This is a genomic window from Pandoraea sp., assembly GCF_041919235.1.
Classification (GTDB): domain Bacteria; phylum Pseudomonadota; class Gammaproteobacteria; order Burkholderiales; family Burkholderiaceae; genus Pandoraea.
On the sequence record NZ_JAYRUC010000005.1, the window covers coordinates 94,974 to 113,458 of the forward strand.

Annotated in this window: 15 protein-coding genes and 1 pseudogene; 6 read left to right on the plus strand and 10 right to left on the minus strand. The window is 64.2% G+C overall.

What is annotated here, in order from left to right:
- Window position 1 precedes the first annotated feature (1 nt).
- The gene (hppD, locus tag ACE3UG_RS05375) at window positions 2-1,075 is read right to left on the minus strand and encodes a 4-hydroxyphenylpyruvate dioxygenase (protein ID WP_374620676.1); all 1,074 of its coding nucleotides are present in this window, start codon (window positions 1,073-1,075) and stop codon (window positions 2-4) included.
- 339 nt (window positions 1,076-1,414) lie between these two features.
- Here hppD and ACE3UG_RS05380 point away from each other — a divergent pair, with 339 nt between their 5' ends.
- Both ACE3UG_RS05380 and leuA read left to right on the plus strand, forming a co-directional pair.
- Window positions 1,415-1,888, plus strand: a complete 474-nt coding sequence (locus ACE3UG_RS05380) for an Lrp/AsnC family transcriptional regulator (RefSeq protein ID WP_374620679.1) — start codon at window positions 1,415-1,417, stop codon at window positions 1,886-1,888.
- 341 nt (window positions 1,889-2,229) lie between these two features.
- The gene (gene leuA / locus ACE3UG_RS05385; RefSeq protein ID WP_374620682.1) at window positions 2,230-3,942 is read left to right on the plus strand and encodes a 2-isopropylmalate synthase; all 1,713 of its coding nucleotides are present in this window, start codon (window positions 2,230-2,232) and stop codon (window positions 3,940-3,942) included.
- Window positions 3,943-4,157: 215 nt separating this feature from the next.
- On the opposite strand, the gene pcaF is transcribed toward leuA, so the two are convergent.
- The 3 genes from pcaF to ACE3UG_RS05400 all read right to left on the minus strand — a co-directional run bounded on the left by pcaF (window position 4,158) and on the right by ACE3UG_RS05400 (window position 6,816).
- Window positions 4,158-5,360, minus strand: coding sequence for a 3-oxoadipyl-CoA thiolase (gene pcaF / locus ACE3UG_RS05390; protein ID WP_374620685.1), 1,203 nt, complete (start codon window positions 5,358-5,360; stop codon window positions 4,158-4,160).
- 103 nt (window positions 5,361-5,463) lie between these two features.
- Window positions 5,464-6,114 (minus strand): 3-oxoacid CoA-transferase subunit B, encoded by a 651-nt coding sequence (locus tag ACE3UG_RS05395; RefSeq protein ID WP_374620688.1) that lies wholly within the window; start codon window positions 6,112-6,114, stop codon window positions 5,464-5,466.
- A gap of 24 nt (window positions 6,115-6,138) precedes the next feature.
- The gene (locus ACE3UG_RS05400) at window positions 6,139-6,816 is read right to left on the minus strand and encodes a 3-oxoacid CoA-transferase subunit A (RefSeq protein WP_374620691.1); all 678 of its coding nucleotides are present in this window, start codon (window positions 6,814-6,816) and stop codon (window positions 6,139-6,141) included.
- A 305-nt stretch (window positions 6,817-7,121) separates the two neighbouring features.
- On the opposite strand from ACE3UG_RS05400, the gene ACE3UG_RS05405 reads away from it, so the two are divergent.
- The gene (locus ACE3UG_RS05405; RefSeq protein WP_374620694.1) at window positions 7,122-7,922 is read left to right on the plus strand and encodes an IclR family transcriptional regulator; all 801 of its coding nucleotides are present in this window, start codon (window positions 7,122-7,124) and stop codon (window positions 7,920-7,922) included.
- Window positions 7,923-8,024: 102 nt separating this feature from the next.
- Here ACE3UG_RS05405 and ACE3UG_RS05410 read toward each other — a convergent pair whose 3' ends face one another.
- From ACE3UG_RS05410 to ACE3UG_RS05420, 3 genes are all read right to left on the minus strand, one after another.
- Window positions 8,025-8,234: a DUF2783 domain-containing protein gene (locus tag ACE3UG_RS05410; protein ID WP_374620697.1), complete on the minus strand. Its 210-nt coding sequence runs from the start codon at window positions 8,232-8,234 to the stop codon at window positions 8,025-8,027.
- Window positions 8,235-8,300: 66 nt separating this feature from the next.
- Entirely contained in the window at window positions 8,301-10,034 is a 1,734-nt protein-coding gene (locus tag ACE3UG_RS05415; protein ID WP_374620700.1) for an FAD-dependent oxidoreductase, read from the minus strand.
- A gap of 127 nt (window positions 10,035-10,161) precedes the next feature.
- Entirely contained in the window at window positions 10,162-11,121 is a 960-nt protein-coding gene (locus ACE3UG_RS05420; RefSeq protein WP_374620703.1) for an MBL fold metallo-hydrolase, read from the minus strand.
- A gap of 238 nt (window positions 11,122-11,359) precedes the next feature.
- On the opposite strand from ACE3UG_RS05420, the gene ACE3UG_RS05425 reads away from it, so the two are divergent.
- Window positions 11,360-12,181 carry an IclR family transcriptional regulator gene (locus tag ACE3UG_RS05425; RefSeq protein ID WP_374620706.1) on the plus strand — a complete coding sequence of 274 codons (822 nt, stop codon included), beginning with the start codon at window positions 11,360-11,362 and terminating at the stop codon, window positions 12,179-12,181.
- Window positions 12,178-13,038, plus strand: coding sequence for an IclR family transcriptional regulator (locus ACE3UG_RS05430; protein ID WP_374620709.1), 861 nt, complete (start codon window positions 12,178-12,180; stop codon window positions 13,036-13,038). Before ACE3UG_RS05425 ends, ACE3UG_RS05430 begins: the two co-directional genes overlap by 4 nt.
- Window positions 13,039-13,228: 190 nt before the next feature.
- On the opposite strand, the gene ACE3UG_RS05435 is transcribed toward ACE3UG_RS05430, so the two are convergent.
- The 3 genes and pseudogenes from ACE3UG_RS05435 to ACE3UG_RS05445 all read right to left on the minus strand — a co-directional run bounded on the left by ACE3UG_RS05435 (window position 13,229) and on the right by ACE3UG_RS05445 (window position 15,794).
- Complete coding sequence (locus tag ACE3UG_RS05435; RefSeq protein WP_374620712.1) at window positions 13,229-13,735, minus strand: hypothetical protein; 507 nt, start codon at window positions 13,733-13,735, stop codon at window positions 13,229-13,231.
- 175 nt (window positions 13,736-13,910) lie between these two features.
- A pseudogene (locus tag ACE3UG_RS05440) lies at window positions 13,911-14,213 on the minus strand (hypothetical protein); the annotation flags it as partial.
- 36 nt (window positions 14,214-14,249) lie between these two features.
- On the minus strand, window positions 14,250-15,794 hold the full coding sequence (locus ACE3UG_RS05445; RefSeq protein WP_374621003.1) for a glucan biosynthesis protein G: 1,545 nt from the start codon (window positions 15,792-15,794) through the stop codon (window positions 14,250-14,252).
- 294 nt (window positions 15,795-16,088) lie between these two features.
- Between ACE3UG_RS05445 and bglX the strand changes: the two genes are divergently transcribed.
- Entirely contained in the window at window positions 16,089-18,419 is a 2,331-nt protein-coding gene (gene bglX, locus ACE3UG_RS05450; RefSeq protein WP_374621005.1) for a beta-glucosidase BglX, read from the plus strand.
- The last annotated feature ends 66 nt before the right edge of the window (window positions 18,420-18,485 follow it).

An 18,485-nucleotide genomic window follows, 5' to 3' on the forward strand; every position in this document is an offset into this window, starting at 1 on the left:
CTCAGACCTTGAGCGTGCCCCGCTCGATCTGGTCGCGCTCGAGCGATTCGAACAGCGCCTTGAAGTTGCCCTCGCCGAAGCCGTCGTCGCCCTCGCGCTGAATGAACTCGAAGAACACCGGGCCGAGCAGGGTCTTCGAGAAGATCTGCAGCAGCAGGCGAGGCTTGCCGCCTTCGGTCGTGCCGTCGAGCAGAATGCCGCGCGACTTCAACTCGCCGATCGGCTGGCCGTGACCCGGCAGACGGGTCTCGAGCGCATCGTAGTAGAAGTCGTTCGGGGCGGTCATGAGGTCGACACCGGCCATTTGCAGGTTGTCGATCACCTGGATCAGGTTGTCGGTGAGGAACGCAATGTGCTGAATGCCTTCGCCGTTGAAGGCCATCAGGAATTCCTCGATCTGGCCGCTGCCCTTGGCGGATTCTTCATTCAGGGGAATGCGGATTTTACCATCGGGCGCCGTCATGGCCTTGGACGTCAGGCCCGTGTACTCGCCCGAGATGTCGAAGTAGCGGATTTCACGGAAGTTGAACAGCTTCTCGTAGAAATTGGCCCAGTAAGCCATGCGGCCGCGATAGACGTTGTGCGTCAGGTGATCGATCAGGCGCAGGCCATGGCCCACCGGATGACGCTCGACGCCCTCGATGAATTCGAAATCGATGTCATAGATCGACTTGCCTTCCTCGAAGCGGTCGATGAGGTACAGCGGCGCGCCGCCGATGCCCTTGATCGCGGGCAGACGCAACTCCATCGGGCCGGTCTCGATCTCGACCGGCTGGGCGCCAAGTGCCAGCGCACGGGCGTAGGCCTTGTGGGCGTCCTTCACGCGGAATGCCATGCCGCAGGCGCTCGGGCCGTGTTCCGCAGCAAAGTAAGCCGCTTCGCTGTTCGGCTCGCGATTGACGATGAAGTTGATGCCTCCCTGACGGTACAGCACCACATCCTTCGAACGGTGTCGGGCCACGAGCGTGAAGCCCATCTGTTCGAAAATGGGTTCGAGGACGTTCGGGGTGGGCGAGGCGAATTCCACGAATTCGAATCCCATCAACTGCATTGGGTTGTCAAACAGGTCGGCCATGGGGGTCTCGGCTGGGTGAGGTGATTGGTGGGGTAACGGAGGTGGAGGTCGCAGATGCTTTGGACGCGTGCACCGCCTGCATGCCGTCGTTCGTCGAAACGCCGGCCGCTTTCGAAGATGCAACAAAATTGTGCTTTGTCGACCGTCCGAACGGGATGGGATGTCGTGTACGTTTCATCTGCCGGCGCCTTTGAAATAGCGACGCCATTGCGTGCATTTGCGACCATTTACCGCGCTAAGTGTATGTTGGCTGCAGCAAAATAGGATTTCGTAACTGCGCTGGGGAAACCCTAGTTTATGCATTAATATTTCGTAATCTGTGCATCGTGGGAGATAAAAGTGCATAACATCGAGATCGATCGAATCGACGTGCGGCTGCTGGGGGTTTTGCAGTCGAACGGGCGAATTTCGAATTTGGAACTGGCCGAGGCGATCAAGCTGTCGCCCGCGCAGACACTCCGGCGTCACCGGCGGCTCGAGGAGATGGGGGTGATCAAGGGCTACGACACCCGTCTCGACGCGCAGCGGCTCGGCTTCAGCGTGGTCGCCTTCGTTCATGTGACGATGGAGCGCGGTCATATCCGCGACCTGTCGAACTTCAAGGGCCTGGTCGCGGAGCTGGCGCAAATTCAGGAGTGTTTCTCCGTGACGGGCGATATCGACTACGTGCTCAAGGTCGTTGCGCGCGACCTGAAGGCGCTGTCCGACTTTCTGCTCGACACCTTGATGCGTATCCCCGGCGTCAGCGCTGTCAAGTCGAGCGTTTGCCTCGACGAGATCAAATGCACCTCGGCGGTGCCGCTCACGGCCTGACGGATGGTCCGATGCGCCGCTCGCAGGCCGACGGCCAAGCGTCGACACCTACGAGGGAAATCTTGCGAGGTGCCGCACCCGGGTTGACAGCATCGGAACATCTGTGATTTCATGTGTTCCATGATCACCGCGCAATTCTCCCTCTCGCTACGACTACTAGCCCGCTCCACCGGGCTTGGTCCGTTGCTGCGCGCGTGCATCGTCTGAAGACTTCACTGAAGCACCGCTGATTTTCCCCAGTTACGCCGACCTTAGCCCCGGTTCCCCCAACCGGCGGTCGTAGCTTTTCTGCGTTCATGCGTCGTCCGGTTGACACTTTTGCCGACCATCGAGACAACGCCATGCTGAAGAACCCTGCCACGAAGTACCGCCCGTTCACGCCGGTCAATATTCCTGACCGACAGTGGCCGACCCGCACCATCACGCGCGCACCGATCTGGATGAGCACCGATCTGCGTGACGGCAACCAGGCCCTGTTCGAGCCGATGGACGCCCAGCGCAAGATGCGCATGTTCAAGACGCTCGTCGCCATCGGCTTCAAGGAAATCGAAGTGGCGTTCCCGTCGGCCTCCGACACCGATTTCAACTTCGTGCGCGAATTGATCGAAGGCGGCCACATCCCCGACGACGTCACCATCGAAGTGCTCACCCAAGCCCGCGACGACCTCATCGAGCGGACCTTCGCGGCACTCAAGGGCGCGCCGCGCGCCATCGTTCATCTCTACAACGCTACCGCCCCTGAATTCCGCCGCATCGTTTTCAACCTCGATCAGCCGGGCGTGAAGGCACTCGCCGTGTCTGCCGCCAAGACGATCAAGCGCTGTGCCGATGCCGCCCCCGAAACGCAATGGACGCTGCAATACAGCCCCGAGACGTTTACCGGCACCGAACTCGACTTCGCGAAAGACGTCTGCGATGCCGTATTCGACGTATGGCAACCGACGCCGGAGCGCAAGTGCATCGTCAACTTGCCGGCCACGGTGGAAATCGGCACGCCGAACTATTACGCCGACCAGATCGAATGGATGCACCGCAATCTGGCGCGTCGCGATTCGCTGATCCTCTCCGTGCACCCGCACAATGATCGCGGCACAGCCGTGGCTGCCGCCGAGCTGGCCGTGATGGCCGGCGCCGATCGCGTCGAGGGCTGCCTTTTCGGCAACGGCGAGCGCACCGGCAACGTCGATCTCGTCACCCTTGCGTTGAATCTGTACACGCAGGGCGTCGATCCGGGCCTCGACTTCTCGAACATCAACGACATCGCCCGCGCGTCGGAGGAGTGCACGCAGTTGCCTGTGCATCCGCGTCATCCCTATGTCGGCGATCTGGTTTTCACCGCGTTCTCGGGCTCGCATCAGGACGCCATCAAGAAGGGCCTGGCGGTGCAAAAGGCGGACGCGCGCTGGGAAGTGCCGTACCTGCCGATCGATCCGAGCGACCTCGGTCGCACGTACGACTCGATCATTCGCGTGAACAGCCAGTCGGGCAAGGGCGGTATCGCCTATCTGCTCGAACAGGCGTATGGCGTGCAAATGCCGCGTCGCCTGCAGGTCGATTTCAGTTCGGCCGTACAGCGCTACACCGACGAGACGGGGGCCGAAGTCACCGCCTCGCAGATCTGGCAACTGTTCCAGAAGGAATATGTCGCGTCTCACGACCCGGTCGCGTACGTTGCGCACACGCTCTCGGAACGAGACGGCCGTCAACACATCGCGGTCACCGTCGACATTCACGCTCAGCGCACGACCGTCTCGGGCACCGGCAACGGCCCGCTTGATGCCCTGATGCACGCCATGCGTACGCCGGTGCGCGTGCAGCACTACGAGGAGCGTGCGCTCACGCAAGGCGCCGATGCCCGAGCCATTGCCATCGCGGAAATGGCGGGCGAGACCATCGTGGGCAGTGCGTTTGGCGTGGGCATCGATGCGAATCTGACGACGGCGTCGATTCGTGCGGTCATCAGCGGCATCAACCGCGCTTATGCCCGCAGCGATTCGGAAGCGCAGGCGACGTTCTTCGACGCTGTGATGCGCGACGTCGCCAAGGCCGTCTGAACGGTTGGCGCGAATTCGTCGGAACCCGAGGAAGGACGGAAGGACAGAAGGACAGAAGGACAGAAGGACAGAAGGACAGAAGGACAGCAGGAGACATGGGGCAGACGCGTCCCGCGCGGCACTGATCGTGCCCGCGGGACCCCGGTGCGGCGTGGCGGAGCTTACCCAGTTCCGCACGCACGCCCCGGCCCGGCACCATCGGTGGAGTCTTCGGATTACACCGCTTCGATGGCGATAGCGATGCCTTGGCCGACCCCAATGCACATCGTACACAGCGCAAAGCGACCACCGGAACGCTTGAGTTGATACATCGCCGTCGTGACCAGACGTGCGCCGCTCATGCCGAGCGGATGGCCCAGCGCAATGGCGCCACCGTTCGGATTGACGCGCAGGTCGTCGTCGGCCACGCCGAGCTGACGCAGCACGGCCAGGCCCTGGCTCGCAAACGCTTCGTTGAGTTCGATGACGTCGAACTGATCGAGCGACATCCCGAGCCGCGCGAGCAGTTTTTTCGTTGCGGGAGCCGGACCGATGCCCATGATGCGCGGTGCCACCCCTGCCGTCGCCATGCCCAGAATCCGGGCGCGCGGCGTCAGGCCAAAGCGCACCGCACTCGCCTCGTCTGCCAACAGCAGCGCGCAGGCGCCGTCGTTGACGCCAGAAGCGTTACCGGCGGTCACGGTGCCATCCGGGCGTACCACGCCCTTCAGTCTGGCAAGCGCTTCCATGCTCGTAGCGCGCGGATGTTCGTCGCGATCCACGATGATCGCTTCGCCCTTCTTCTGGGCGATGGACACCGGCGTGATTTCTTCGGCCAGCGTGCCGTTCGCCTGAGCGCGCGCGGCCTTTTCCTGCGAGCGCACCGCAAAGCGATCCTGATCCTCTCGGCTGATGCCGAACTCGGTCGCGACGTTCTCGCCGGTCTCGGGCATCGAATCCACACCGTACTGCGCTTTCATCAACGGGTTGACGAAGCGCCAGCCAATCGTCGTGTCGAAAATCTCGGCCTGACGCGAAAAGGCGCTCGCTGCCTTGCCCATCACGAACGGCGCACGGCTCATGCTCTCGACACCACCGGCGATCATCAGACCGGCTTCGCCTGCCTTGATGGCGCGCGCTGCGGTGCCGATGGCGTCCATGCCCGAGCCGCACAGGCGGTTGAGGGTGGCGCCCGGCACGTCCTGCGGCAGACCGGCCAGCAGCGACGACATGCGCGCTACGTTGCGGTTGTCTTCCCCGGCCTGATTGGCGCAGCCGAAGATCACGTCGTCGACCTGCGTCCAGTCGACGCCGCTGTTGCGTGCCATCAACACCTTGAGCGGGATGGCACCGAGGTCATCGGCACGCACGCAGGACAGCGCGCCGCCGTAGCGGCCGATCGGGGTGCGAATCGCGTCGCAGATAAAGACTTCACTCATTTTTGTCTACCTCACCGGATGTAAGCGCGTAGATCGAATCTCGCGAATGGGACATCGCCGGGCTCATCGGAGGATGCGCCGGCGACGGTGTTTCTGCAGGGTGTCAGCCAATGCCCGGCGAGGGCAGCAGCGCCACGCCGGTCAGGCGTTGCAACTCGTCGAGCGAGAGGCCGTCGACCATGTCGACCACGCGCAGGCCCTCGGGCGTCACGTCGATCACGGCCAGATCGGTGTAGATGCGCGTCACGCAACCCACGCCGGTGAGCGGATACGTGCACCGCTCGACGATCTTGCTCTCGCCCTGCTTGGTCTGGTGCTCCATCATCACGAACACCTGCTTGGCGCCGCTGGCGAGGTCCATCGCGCCACCCACGGCCGGAATCGCATCGGGGGCGCCGGTGTGCCAGTTGGCAAGGTCGCCGGACGTCGAGACCTGGAATGCGCCGAGCACGCAAAAATCCAGGTGGCCGCCGCGCATCATCGCGAACGAATCGGCGTGGTGAAAGTAGGCGCCGCCCGGCTTGAGCGTGACGGGTTGCTTGCCGGCATTGATGAGGTCTTCATCCTCTTCCCCCTTGGCCGGGGCCGGCCCCATGCCGATCACGCCGTTCTCGCTCTGGAGAATGATTTCCCGCTCGGCGGGCAGATGATTGGCGACGGCCGTCGGCAGGCCGATGCCGAGGTTCACATAAGCGCCGTCGGGAATGTCCTGGGCGACGCGGGCGGCCATCTGGTCGCGGGTCAGTCGGTTCATGTCGTGCTCCGAAATCAGGGGGGATCAGGCGCGTGCGGCGCCAGACACCGCCACGATGCGTTGAACGAAGATGCCGGGTGTGACCACGGCTTCCGGATCGAGCTCGCCCAGTTCCACGACTTCGGCCACCTGAACGATGGCGCACTTCGCCGCCGTGGCCATGATCGGGCCGAAATTGCGAGCGGTCTTGCGATACACGAGGTTGCCCCAGCGGTCGCCCTTGAGCGCTTTGATGAGCGCGAAGTCGGCATGGATCGGCAATTCGAACACATACGGATTGCCGTCGATCACGCGCGTTTCCTTGCCCTCTGCGAGCAGCGTGCCGTAGCCGGTCGGCGTGAAAAAGCCGCCAATGCCGGCGCCGGCCGCTCGAATGCGCTCGGCAAGATTGCCCTGCGGCACCAGTTCCAACTCGATCTTGCCCGCGCGATACAGCGCGTCGAACACCTGCGAGTCTGTCTGTCGCGGGAACGAGCAGATGATCTTGCGTACGCGGCCCGCTTTGAGCAGCGCGGCCAGGCCAGTCTCGCCGTTGCCGGCGTTGTTGTTGACGATGGTCAGTTCGCGCGCGCCCTGATCGATCAGGGCGTCGATGAGCGCCGAGGGCATCCCGGCGTTGCCGAAGCCGCCAATCATGATCGTCGCGCCATCGTGAACATCGGCGACCGCGCTGGCGAGCGACTCGTAAATCTTGTTGATCACACGTGCCTCCTGGGCAGTTCCATCGGGCTGGCGGGCTCACGCCCCTTGCCCCCTGTTGGGTGTCCCCCGGCGATGGCGTCTTGTCGGGCGGCATCGTCTGGTGCATAATGTTCTTATAGCGAACAAATATTCGCTATAAGAACAGCGTAAGCGTTCCTTTGTCGGCCGTCAAGCGGGGCTCGGCCGGGGCGGCGGATGAAGCCGTCGCGACGGATGCCGCGCGATGGCGTGTGTCGCAAGGTGGAACAGGCGACGCAAATCCATTACGCTTGCCGTTCACGCGCATTTCGCCCATACCTCCTTACATGACCCTCGTGACGAACGACGCTACCGAACCGACCGACAAGAAACCGGGTGACTCCTACGTGCAGTCGTTTGCGCGCGGGTTGGCGGTGGTCAAGGCGTTCAACGCGGCGCGCCCCGCACAGACCCTTTCGGAAGTCGCGCAGGCGTCGGGCCTGACCCGTGCCGGCGCGCGCCGCATTCTGCTCACGCTCGAGGCGCTCGGTTATGTGCGAAGCGAGGGGCGCCTGTTCCGGCTCACGCCGCGTATTCTCGACCTCGGCTTTTCGTATCTGACGTCGATGCCGCTGTGGAACCTTGCCGAGCCGTTCATGGAGGCGCTCGTGGAGCAGGTGCACGAGAGCAGTTCCGCCTCCGTGCTCGATGGCGACGACATCGTCTATGTCCTGCGTGTGCCTGTGCGCAAGGTGATGTCGATCAACCTGTCGATCGGCAGCCGTCTGCCGGCGTGGTGCACGTCGATGGGGCGCGTCATGCTCTCGGCGTTGCCCGACGACGAACTCGACGCCGCCCTGCGTCGCGCCGACATTCGTCAACACACACGCCGTACGGTGACGGATATCGATGCACTGCGTCAGCGAATTCTCGACGTGCGTGCCCAGGGGTGGGCGCTGGTCGATCAGGAGTTGGAGGAGGGGATGATTTCGATTGCCGCGCCCATCCGCAACCGTGCGGGGCAGGTGATTGCGGCAATGAACGTCAGCGGTCAGGCCAACCGAACGCCGGCGGCGCACATGCAAGCCAAGTTTCTTGCGCCGCTTCTAGAGGCGGCGCAGAAGATTTCACAAATGGTAGTGGTCTGACGTCAGTGTGCGATGACGGCTTCGGCATCCGAGAGACAACGCGGGGCGCCCGGTCATCGGGCGCCCCGTTTGCATTGAAGGCGGCTCGCGCGTGCCAGGCGATCAGCGCGCCGCGTCACCCAGTGCGCCGGCGCGGGCCAGGCGAATCGCCGAGAGCAGTGTGTCGTGGTCGCCGATCTGGTTGGCGAGCAGCAGGATCAGTTGCGCGTTGGCGGCCTGGCTTTGGGTCTCGTCGAGATCTCGGTGCATGTCGATCAAGGCTTCGTAGAAGTCGTCCGGACGCGTTAGATGTGGTTGTGTATCGAGTGCCATGAAGTGTCTCCTTCCTGCGGGAACGGGGGGAACCGAACGTCGGCCGATGCGGCGGACATGGGCGTGTCAGGCCGCGCACTGCATCGGCGCGACATCCGGCGCCCTGCGGCCGAGCGCACGTTCGCGGGCAGCGGCAATGGCCGCGGCGTCGAACGTACGCCAGCGCGCGCAGACGTGCTGATCGGGACGAACCAGATACACCGTCCCCGGTGCGGCGTCGTAACGTTGCGCGGCCAGCCCTTGCACGTCGTGCCAGACGCTGTGCCTGTCGTTCGACTCCTGCGCGGCTTCGGCATCCGGCGTGACGAACACCGGCACGACCGGCACGCTATCGTTTGCGAGGGCATCGAGGGCCGCGAGCGACGCTGCATCGAGCGACCCCGGCGCACCGAACACGAGAGCAACGAAGCGCCCGCCCAGGCGCGGCAGTAGCCAGCCCTGCTGCCCTTGCCGCGCGAGCGGTGCATCGACGCAGGCGGCCCCCGGCACCATGCCCCCGGCGAACGCGTCGCGCTCGGCGGTGTTGAGTGTCGAGTCATGCAGTACGGCGGGCACGGACAGACGTCCGCTGTTGACCAACTGGCGCGCAAATGCGTGATCGCGGGCGAGCGTCAGCACGGCGTCGCGGAAGACCCGCGAGACCGGGCTCTTGGGCGTGATGAAATCGGTCGAGCGCGTGGAGTTGCGGATATTCTCGTCGGCGGCGAATTCGCGCTCGCGGGCGTAGGTATCGAGCAGCGTATCGGGCGCATGGCCGGCGAGCACCATCGCGAGTTTCCACGCGAGGTTCTCGGCATCCTGCACGCCGCTGTTCGCACCGCGCGCGCCGAACGGCGACACCCCGTGTGCGGCGTCCCCGGCGAACAACACCTGGCCGTGACGGAAGTCGTCCATGCGCAGGCAAGCGAAGGTGTAGACGCTGACCCACTCCAGCGTGAACTTGGCGTCTGGGCCGAGCAGGGCTTGCACGCGCGGGATGACGCGCTCGGGCGTTTTCTCCAGGGCCGGGTCGGCGTCCCATCCCAATTGGAAATCGATGCGCCACACGTCGTCCGGCTGACGATGCAGCAACACGGACTGATTCGGATGGAACGGCGGATCGAACCAGAACCAGCGCTCGGTCGGGAAGTCGGCCGTCATCTTGACGTCGGCGATCAGGAAGCGGTCCTTGAACGTGCGTCCGTGGCTGTCGACACCGATCAACTTGCGCACGGGACTGCGCGAACCGTCGGCAGCCACGACGTAACGTGCGCTCGTCTGGTATTCGCCGTCGGGCGTCTCGACCGTGAGCGTGACACTCGCATCGGGCGCACCCGGTGTGCCCTGCTGGGTGAGGCCGACGACCTTGTTTTGCCAACGGATTTCGATGTTGGGCAGCTCGCGCGCGCGTTCGAACAGATAGCCTTCGACGTAATACTGCTGGAGGTTGATGAAGGCCGGACGATGGTGCCCCGCCTCGGGCAGGAGGTCGAAGTTGTAGACTTCCTGATCGCGCAGGAACACGCGGCCGACGTTCCAGCAAACGCCCTTTTGCACCATGCGCTCGCCGCAGCCGAGACGGTCGAAGATATCGAGCGTGCGCTTGGCAAAGCAGATGGCGCGCGAGCCGGTCGAGAGCGTGCGGTCGTCGTCGAGAACGATCACGGGCACGCCCTGCTGCGCGAGGTCGATCGCGCTCGCCAGTCCCACCGGACCTGCGCCGACCACGATGACCGGGTGCGTTGCACGCGCGGCCTGGCCGGACTGCTCCGCGCACGGCTGGTAATCGAATGTCAGACGCTGGTAATCGATGCTGCTCATGCAATGTCTCCATCGTCGGCACCGCACCGGCGCACACGCGTCGGCGGGTTCCGTTTTTTTGCTTTGACCTTTGGCCTTTGACCTTTGACCGTTGGCGCGCGTGTCTAGCGTCGCGCCGAGATCGACCTCAGTCCTGCAGGGCGGCCCACATTTCCTTGTCGCGCTGTGCCGTCCAGATGCGTGGGTGCGTGATGCCGCTCGCTTCGTCGAACGCGCGGGTCACGTCGAACGGCAGGCAGTGTTCGTAGATGAACACCTGGCCGAACTTCGGATCCATCTGACGGCGCACGAGCGCCATCGCACCCTTGAGGTCGAGCTTCTGTTCGACGGCCTGCTTGCCCGCTTCGAACAGCGTGGTCACAAAATCCTTCGTGTAGGCGAGGCCCTTGGCGACGTCGCTGGGGGTGGTCAGCGCCGGGCCGCGGCCCGGCACCAGCTTCTCGGCGCCGAGCGCGGCCAGCGCATCGAGCGTGGCGGGCCATTCTGCGAGCTGCGCGTCACCGGTGTAGCAAGCGGCGTCGTATTCGACGAGATCGCCCGAGAAGAGCACCTTTTGCGACGGCAGCCACACCACCGTGTCGCCCTTGGTGTGACCTGAACCGAGGTGCGCGATCTTCACTTCGAGCTTGCCGAGAAAGAGCGTGATTTCCTTCTCGAAGACGAGCGTCGGCCACGTGAGGCCTGGCACCGTCTCGACGCCCGCGAACAAGCGCGGAAAGCGCTCGATCTCCGACTTCATGTCGGCCTCGCCGCGTTCGACGATCATCTCGTAAGTGCCACGGCTCGCGATGATCTGCTGCGCGCCTTCGGCGAAGTACGCCGACGCGCCGAGCACGCGAACGGCATGGTAGTGCGAGAGCACCACGTACTTGATCGGCTTGTCGGTGATCGTGCGGATCTTCGCGATGAGATCCTGCGCCATGGCAGGCGTGGCCGTCGTGTCGACGATCATCACGCCGTCGTCGCCAATGATGACGCCGGAGTTCGGATCGCCCTCCGCCGTATAGGCCCAGGCGTTTTCCGACAATTGGGTGAACGTGACCTTCTTGGCTTCCAGGTCGGCTTGCGATGCGAAGGCTTTGGCCATGTTTGTCTCTCTCTTATGTCGTATGCGGGGATGAATGAAGGCATCTTACGAAATGCCTGGAATATTTGTCAATGACAAATGTTATTGTTATTTGCTAATGTTGCGGTGTGGGCGATCGCATGCCGCTGTTGTTGAGGGTTAACCCCCTCCCGGCTGTGGTGGTGAAGCGATTAGCGGCGATCGTCGACTTGTATAGAATCTAGGCCATTTTCCTTTGGGAGCAGCGCTCCTCGATCGCATGAACCGAACTCCGATGGACGGCACGACCGACGCGAGTGGCCAGCCTGGCCGCGTCTCGCGTGGTGTGCAAAGTGTGGACGTGGCCGCGCGCGTGCTACAGGCATTGGCGCAGGCACGTCGTGCGCTGGCGCCGGGTGATCTCGCTGCGCTTGCGGGGCTGCCGCCTGCGCAGGCGCATCCGTACCTGGTCAGCCTCACGCGACTCGGCTTGCTCAAGCGCGACCCGATGTCGGGCGATTACACGCCGGGACCGATGACATTGCGTCTCGCGTTGCTGCATCTCGATAACGATCCGGCGTATCGCGCTGCCGTACCGCGTGTCGTGACCTTGGCGCGGGAGACCGGTTTTTGCGTGGCGATCTGCACGCGCGCGCCGCAGGGCCCGCTCGTGGTGCATTTCGAACGCGCAGCGTTTCCGCTGCATGTGAACCTTCATGTCGGATCGGTCATGTCGCTCACGACGACGTCGACCGGTCGGGCATTCTGTGCGTTCACGCCTCAGGCGCAGTGGCCGCAGGCGTGGCATGAACAGATGCCCGCCGGTCCCGCGCAGCGCGAACGTTTCGACCAGTCGCTCGACGAAACACGCACGCACGGGATGGCGCGCAGTGTGAACACCCCGAGCCCGTCCGTGAGCAGTCTGTGCGCGCCGGTGTTCGACGCGAGCGACCGGCTGCGGTTGACGCTCACCGCGATTGGGCCGACGGCGGCGCTCGATGTCGCATGGGACGGCGCTGTGGCGAACGCATTGCGGGCGACGGCAAGCGCCATTGCGGCGCAGGTCGATACGGGCACGCATCACGGCGAGGAGGGGGTATGAGCGCAGCGCAAAGCCGGGCCGACACTGACGCTCTGACGGGTGACATCACAAACACCGCTGCGAAGCCGCAGCGTGGCATTCAGGCGCTTGAGAGCACCGGGGCATTGCTCGAGGCGCTGGTCGCGGCGGGGCGTCCGCTGCCGCTCAATGCGCTGGCGCGTGGCGCGGGTATGGCACCGGCGAAGGCGCATCCGCATCTGGTGAGTTTGCAACGAGCGGGTTTGCTGACGCGCGATGCCAGCGGCAATTTCGAATCGGGGGCGCTGAGCCTCGAACTCGGTTTGATGGCGTTGCAGCAACTCTCGCCGACGGCCGAGGCCGAACCGGAGATTCTCGCGCTCGCGCGGGCCACGGGGCTTTCCGCAGCGATGGCCGTGCTGGGGCCGGTCGGGCCCACGGTGGTCCGACTGGAAGAGGCGATGCGCCCGCAGCACGTGAGCTTGCGCATCGGTACGGTGCTCTCAATGGTCAACACCGCCATCGGCCGCACGTTCGCCGCCTTCCTGCCGGAGGCTGTGCTCGACGGCATGCTCGTGCATGAATCGGTGCGCATGGCAGGGCTCGGCGCGGACGGACGCACGCAAACGCCGCCGGTCGACTATCGCGCACGGCTGACGGCGATTCGCGAACATCGGTTCGATACCGCGCTGAGTAATCCTGTGCCGGGCATCGATACGGTGGCTGTCCCGGTGTTCGATCACACTGGGGAAGTGACACTGGTCCTCGCGCTCATGGGGTCGGCGGGCAGCTTCGAGACAGCACTCGACGCGGCACCGGCGCAGGCGCTGCTTGCCGCAGCCCATCGCTTGTCGTGGCGCTTTGGCGCGGTGGGCCGGGCGAACGACACAATCGGGTAGCAGTGCAGTGTCGTGTCGTGTCGTGACGCGGCATGTTGCGGCACCGCACATCAACGCGCATCAAGGCGATGCCATCTCCGGCGTGTCTGAAGCCTGTGTGAGTGCTGCGTCAGCAGGGTGTCGACGCGAGGCGCGCCACGGACCGCAGCTCGCCAATGCGCCTTCCCTCTACAAGTTCTCGCCGCGCCATTCAATGAATGGCCAGTGCGTTGACCTGCGCATTGGCGACACCGGCCACCACGTTCACGCCAATATTGCCCGAAGCGCCCATCAGGGCCCGATCGCCGAGCGACGCGCTGGGCGCACCGGTCAGCGTCGCGGTGTTGCGAATCGTCTGAAGCGTATCGACCGAGACGCGTGACGCGCGGGCCAGCACGAGCTGGTTCGACTGCGCGTTGAGCGCGCCGGCTGCCACGTTTACGCCAAAACTGCCGTGCGCGTCGCGCAGCGCATCGGTGCCGAGTGTGGCGACAGGGCTGCCGCGAAACACGGCGGTGCTGGCCAGGGTTTGTCGGGTCGAGAGCTGGACGACGCTCGCGTCGCCAGGGGAGGCAGCGAAGGCCGAAGCGGTGGCGACGGTCAGCACGAGAGCACTCAGCAAAGCAATACGCGGCATATTGGTCTTCCCCAGCGTGTCCGTTGGGACGGATATCTGGATATCGGCGCCTGAGGCGCTCGGGTTAAGTGATTTTTTCATGTGACGGTGACGCGCCGGGCCGTGACGATCTGCCCCTGCCCAATGCGTCGCGCCACTGAAAGCAACGGTCATTCCCATGACCGCTGCGGCGCGAATTTTCGCATGGCGACGCAGGACTGTATTGCCATGCCATGACGTCAGACTTTGGCACCCGAGCGAGCCTTGACGCGCGTGATCATGCCGGTTCTCCCGCGCCGTTCGCGCGTTGTGCGTCGGTGGCATGCGATGGCGTGGCGGCTCGCTGCTGCACCGACGCCGATTTCCTGTGGTCGATCAGCAACACCGTGATCACGGCCATGACAGCAATGACGGCGGGAATCGCGATCGCCATAAAGTTTTGCTGCAACGGCAACGGCAACGGCAACGGCAACGGCAACGGCAACGCCATGCCGACCAGTACGCCAATCACGATGGGCGCGAGCATGGCGCCGCTGCGTTTCACCCCAGCAGCCCAGCCGATCGCCGTGCCGCGTGCGGCGGCGAAGCGCCGACGCACGCACATACAAGGTGCAACTTATTGCTTGGTGACCGAGAACGGCGGGAGTTGGTAGCTCCACGTCTCGCTCACGGCTTTGCCACCCGAGACGAGGGCGGCGCGAAGTTCCACGACCTTGGCCGGGTCCTTGACCATCACGCGTAGATTCAGGCGCATGCCATGCGTGACCGGGTTCGGTTGGAGCGTCTGTTCGAGGAGCGTGGCGTTATCGCTCACACTGACCTCTGGCGTGACCGATCCGGCGGGCAGCGTGGCGAGGGGGCCGCCGTCGAAGTCGACGATCAGGCCCGTGCTGCCGTCGAAGTGACGGATCAGGTTGGCTTGCGTGATCTCGCCGGCCGAGCGCAGCGTCTGCTTCACCCAGGCCAGACGGCGGTCGATGATGCCGCGCTCGTTCATGGTCCAGCGGATGGTGTAATCGGCCTGTAGCGGTTGGCCCTTGGGCGGCAACCGGTCGGGTGTCCAGAACGCGCCGATGTTGTCGTTGGTCTCGTCCGGCGACGGGATCTCCACCAGCTCGATATGGCCTTTGCCCCAGTCGCCCTGCGGCTCGATCCAGGCGCTGGGGCGAAGATCGTAGCGATCCTTCAGATCTTCGTATTGCGCGAAATCGCGCCCGCGCTGGAGCAGCCCGAAGCCGCGCGGATTCGTCACCTGGAACTGGCTGATGGCGAGATTGCGCGGATTGTTCAGCGGACGCCAGATCCATTCGCCGTTGCCCGCGTGAATCGCCAGACCATTCGAATCGTGCAGCGCGGGACGGAAGTTGTAGGCATCGCGCTGCTGATTCGGACCAAACAGGAACATGCTCGTGAGCGGTGCGATGCCGAGCTTGGTGACCGGTGCGCGCAAGAACACGCGCGCCTGCACCTTCAACAGCGAATCCTCGCCGGGCGTCAGATCGAAGCGATAGGCGCCGGTGGCGCGCTTCGAGTCGAGCAGCGCATAGAACACGAGGTGTTTGTCGCCCGCGTTCGGACGTTCGATCCAGAATTCCCGAAAGGCCGGAAATTCTTCGGCGATGGGCAGGCCCGTGTCGATGGCCAGCCCGCGCGCCGACAGGCCGTAGACCTGTCCCTTGCCGATCACGCGGAAATAGCTCGCGCCGAGCACGCTCATGACTTCGTCGAACCGGCCCGGCTCGTTGATCGGGTAGAGCACCCGAAAGCCCGCGTAGCCGAGGTTATGCGTGGCACTGCGGTCGAGTTTGAGATCGCCGAAGTCGAAGCGGCGGCTGTCGTACTTGATCTCGTCGATCTTCGCATTGTTGCCGGTGCCGACGATCTCGTTGATCTTCACCGGCGTGCTGAACTGCATGCCCTGGTGATAGAACCCCAAACGGAACTGTGTGGGTTGATCGTTCCATTCGAATGCGTCGCGGCGCGGCTGGATCTTGATGTAGTCGCCGAACTGCATCTTGGCGAAGGCGGGCGTGAGGTTGCTTACCGGCGCGACGTAGGACTTGTCGGCGAGCGCCTTCGCGCGGGCCGTGACGTCGTCGAGGGAGAAGGCATGCGCATGCGCGGCAACCAGCAGGGCGGCCCCTGCCACGAGTGCGGGCACGAACGAGCGTGCGCGTCGAGACCAGGTCAGGGCGGGCGAAATCAGAACCACGAAGCTCTCCAATAATTGAGGGATGTCTCACGCGCCTCACGTCCCGTCACTCGGGGATGGCGGCGATGAACGAAGCGAAATCTCTCGGCAAATACCAATTGTGGCAAAGTATCTCACTTCGCGTTACGCATCCGGCGCGTGGCTCCGGACGAAATAACGCCAGTCGATGCGACGAGGTGCTGCCGCACGCGACCTTACCGGGCATTCACCCGTCGCGCCACATTGGATCGCTATCAGATGAGAATGTTCTCCGCACTGGCATTCGCGGCCAGTCTTGCGGCCGCGCCGGCCTTTGCCGACGCGCCTGCCACCCAGGGCAGCAACGCTCAGGGCAATGTGCCGGTCGCCATGCCGTCCGCCTCCGCCAAGCAGGCGTTCATCGACCAGCTCATCGCCCGCATGACGCTCGACGAGAAGATCGGTCAGTTACGCCTGATCAGCATCGGCGCCGACATGCCTGAGCCCGAGCTTGTCAAGGAGATCGCTGCCGGTCGCGTGGGCGGGACGTTCAACTCGGTCACGCGCGCCGACAATCGCCCGCTGCAGGACGCGGCGGTCAAGCGCAGCCGCCTGAAAATTCCGATCTTCTTTGCCTACGACATCGTTCATGGGCATCGGACGGTGTTCCCGATCAGCCTCGGGCTTGCATCGAGTTGGGACATGGCGGTCGTAAAGCAGGCCGCGCGCGTGGCCGCCATCGAGGCCAGCGCCGACGGGCTGGACGCCACGTTCGCACCGATGGTCGACATCTCGCGCGACCCGCGCTGGGGTCGCACATCGGAAGGCTTCGGTGAGGACCCCTATCTGGTCTCGCAAAGCGCACGCGCGAGCGTGCAGGGATTTCAGGGCACCTCACCGGCCAATCCTGACAGTCTGATGGCGTTTGTGAAGCACTTTGCGCTGTATGGCGCGGTCGAGGGCGGACGCGATTACAACGTTGTCGACATGAGTCCGATGCGCATGTATCAGGACTACCTGCCGCCCTATCGCGCCGCAATCGATGCCGGGGCAGGGGGGGTGATGATCGCGCTGAACTCCATCAACGGCACGCCGGCGACATCGAACAAGTGGTTGCTGCGCGATCTGTTGCGCGACGATTGGGGCTTCAAGGGCGTGACGGTGAGCGATCACGGCGCGATCGAGGAACTGACGCGTCACGGGGTGGCGAAGGACGGCCGCGAGGCGGCAAAGCTGGCCATCGAGGCGGGCGTCGACATGAGCATGGCCGACGTGCAGTACCTCAAGCAACTGCCGGGTCTCGTGAAGTCGGGCGAGGTGCCGATGCGCGATATCGACAGCGCCGTGCGCGAAGTGCTCGGCGCGAAGTACGACATGGGCCTGTTCGCCGACCCCTATCGCCGGATCGGCGATGCGGCGCACGATCCGAAGGATGTGAACGCCGCGCGCCGTCTGCATCGCGCGGCGGCGCGCGACGCCGCGCGCAAGTCCATCGTCCTGCTGGAGAACCATCACGACACGCTGCCGCTTGCGAAGGCGGGCAAGGTCGCCGTGATCGGGCCACTCGCGGACTCGCAGATCGATATCCTTGGAAGTTGGTCGGCGGCGGGCGTGGCGGCGCAGGCCGTCTCGCTGTTGCAAGGGGTGCGCGACGCGCTGGGCACACAGGCGCAGGTGAGCTACGCGCGCGGGGCGAACATCACCGACGACCCGCGCGTCGTCAAGTATCTCAACTTCCTCGATTGGGACAATCCGGAAGTCGTGCAGGACAAGCGCACGCCGCAGCAGATGATCGACGAAGCGGTGCAGGTCGCGCGCAATGCCGACACGCTGATCGTGGCGGTCGGCGAATCGCGCGGCATGTCGCATGAGGCGTCGAGCCGCACGAGCCTGTCGCTGCCGGGCAGCCAACTGGCACTGTTGCAGGCGCTCAAGGCGACGGGCAAGCCGCTGGTCGTGGTACTGATGAACGGCCGCCCGCTCGATCTGAACTGGCCGAAAGCCAATGCCGACGCGATGCTCGAGACGTGGTACACGGGCACCGAAGGCGGCCACGCGATTGCGGACGTGCTGTTCGGCGATTACAACCCGTCGGGCAAGCTGCCGATCTCGTTCCCGCGCTCGGTCGGCCAGATCCCGACGTATTACAACCAGTTGCGCATCGGCCGTCCGTTCACGCCGGGCAAGCCGCCCAACTACACGTCGCAGTACTTCGAAGAGGACTCAGGGCCGCTCTATGCCTTCGGCTATGGTCTGAGCTACACCTCGTTCGAGGTGTCGAAGCTCACGCTTTCGGGCAAGACGCTGGCGCGTGGCGGCAAGCTCGATGCGAGCGTGACGGTGCGCAATACCGGCAAGCGCGAAGGCGCGACCGTCGTGCAGCTTTACTTGCAGGATGTGGCGGCGTCCGTCGTGCGTCCCATCAAGGAGCTGAAGGGCTTCGAGAACGTGAGCCTGAAGCCCGGCGAATCGCGCACGGTGCACTTCGCCATCGATGAAAGCCTGCTGAAGTTCTTCAACGCGAAATTGCAATACGTGGCGGAATCCGGTGACTTCAACGTGGAGATCGGGCTCGATTCGCAGCACGTCGAACAGGCGACGTTCACGTTGCAATAGTTTCGCCGCAATCGTTGCGTTGCAATCGCTTCGTTGCGGTAGTTTTGCCACGGTGATTCTGCAGCG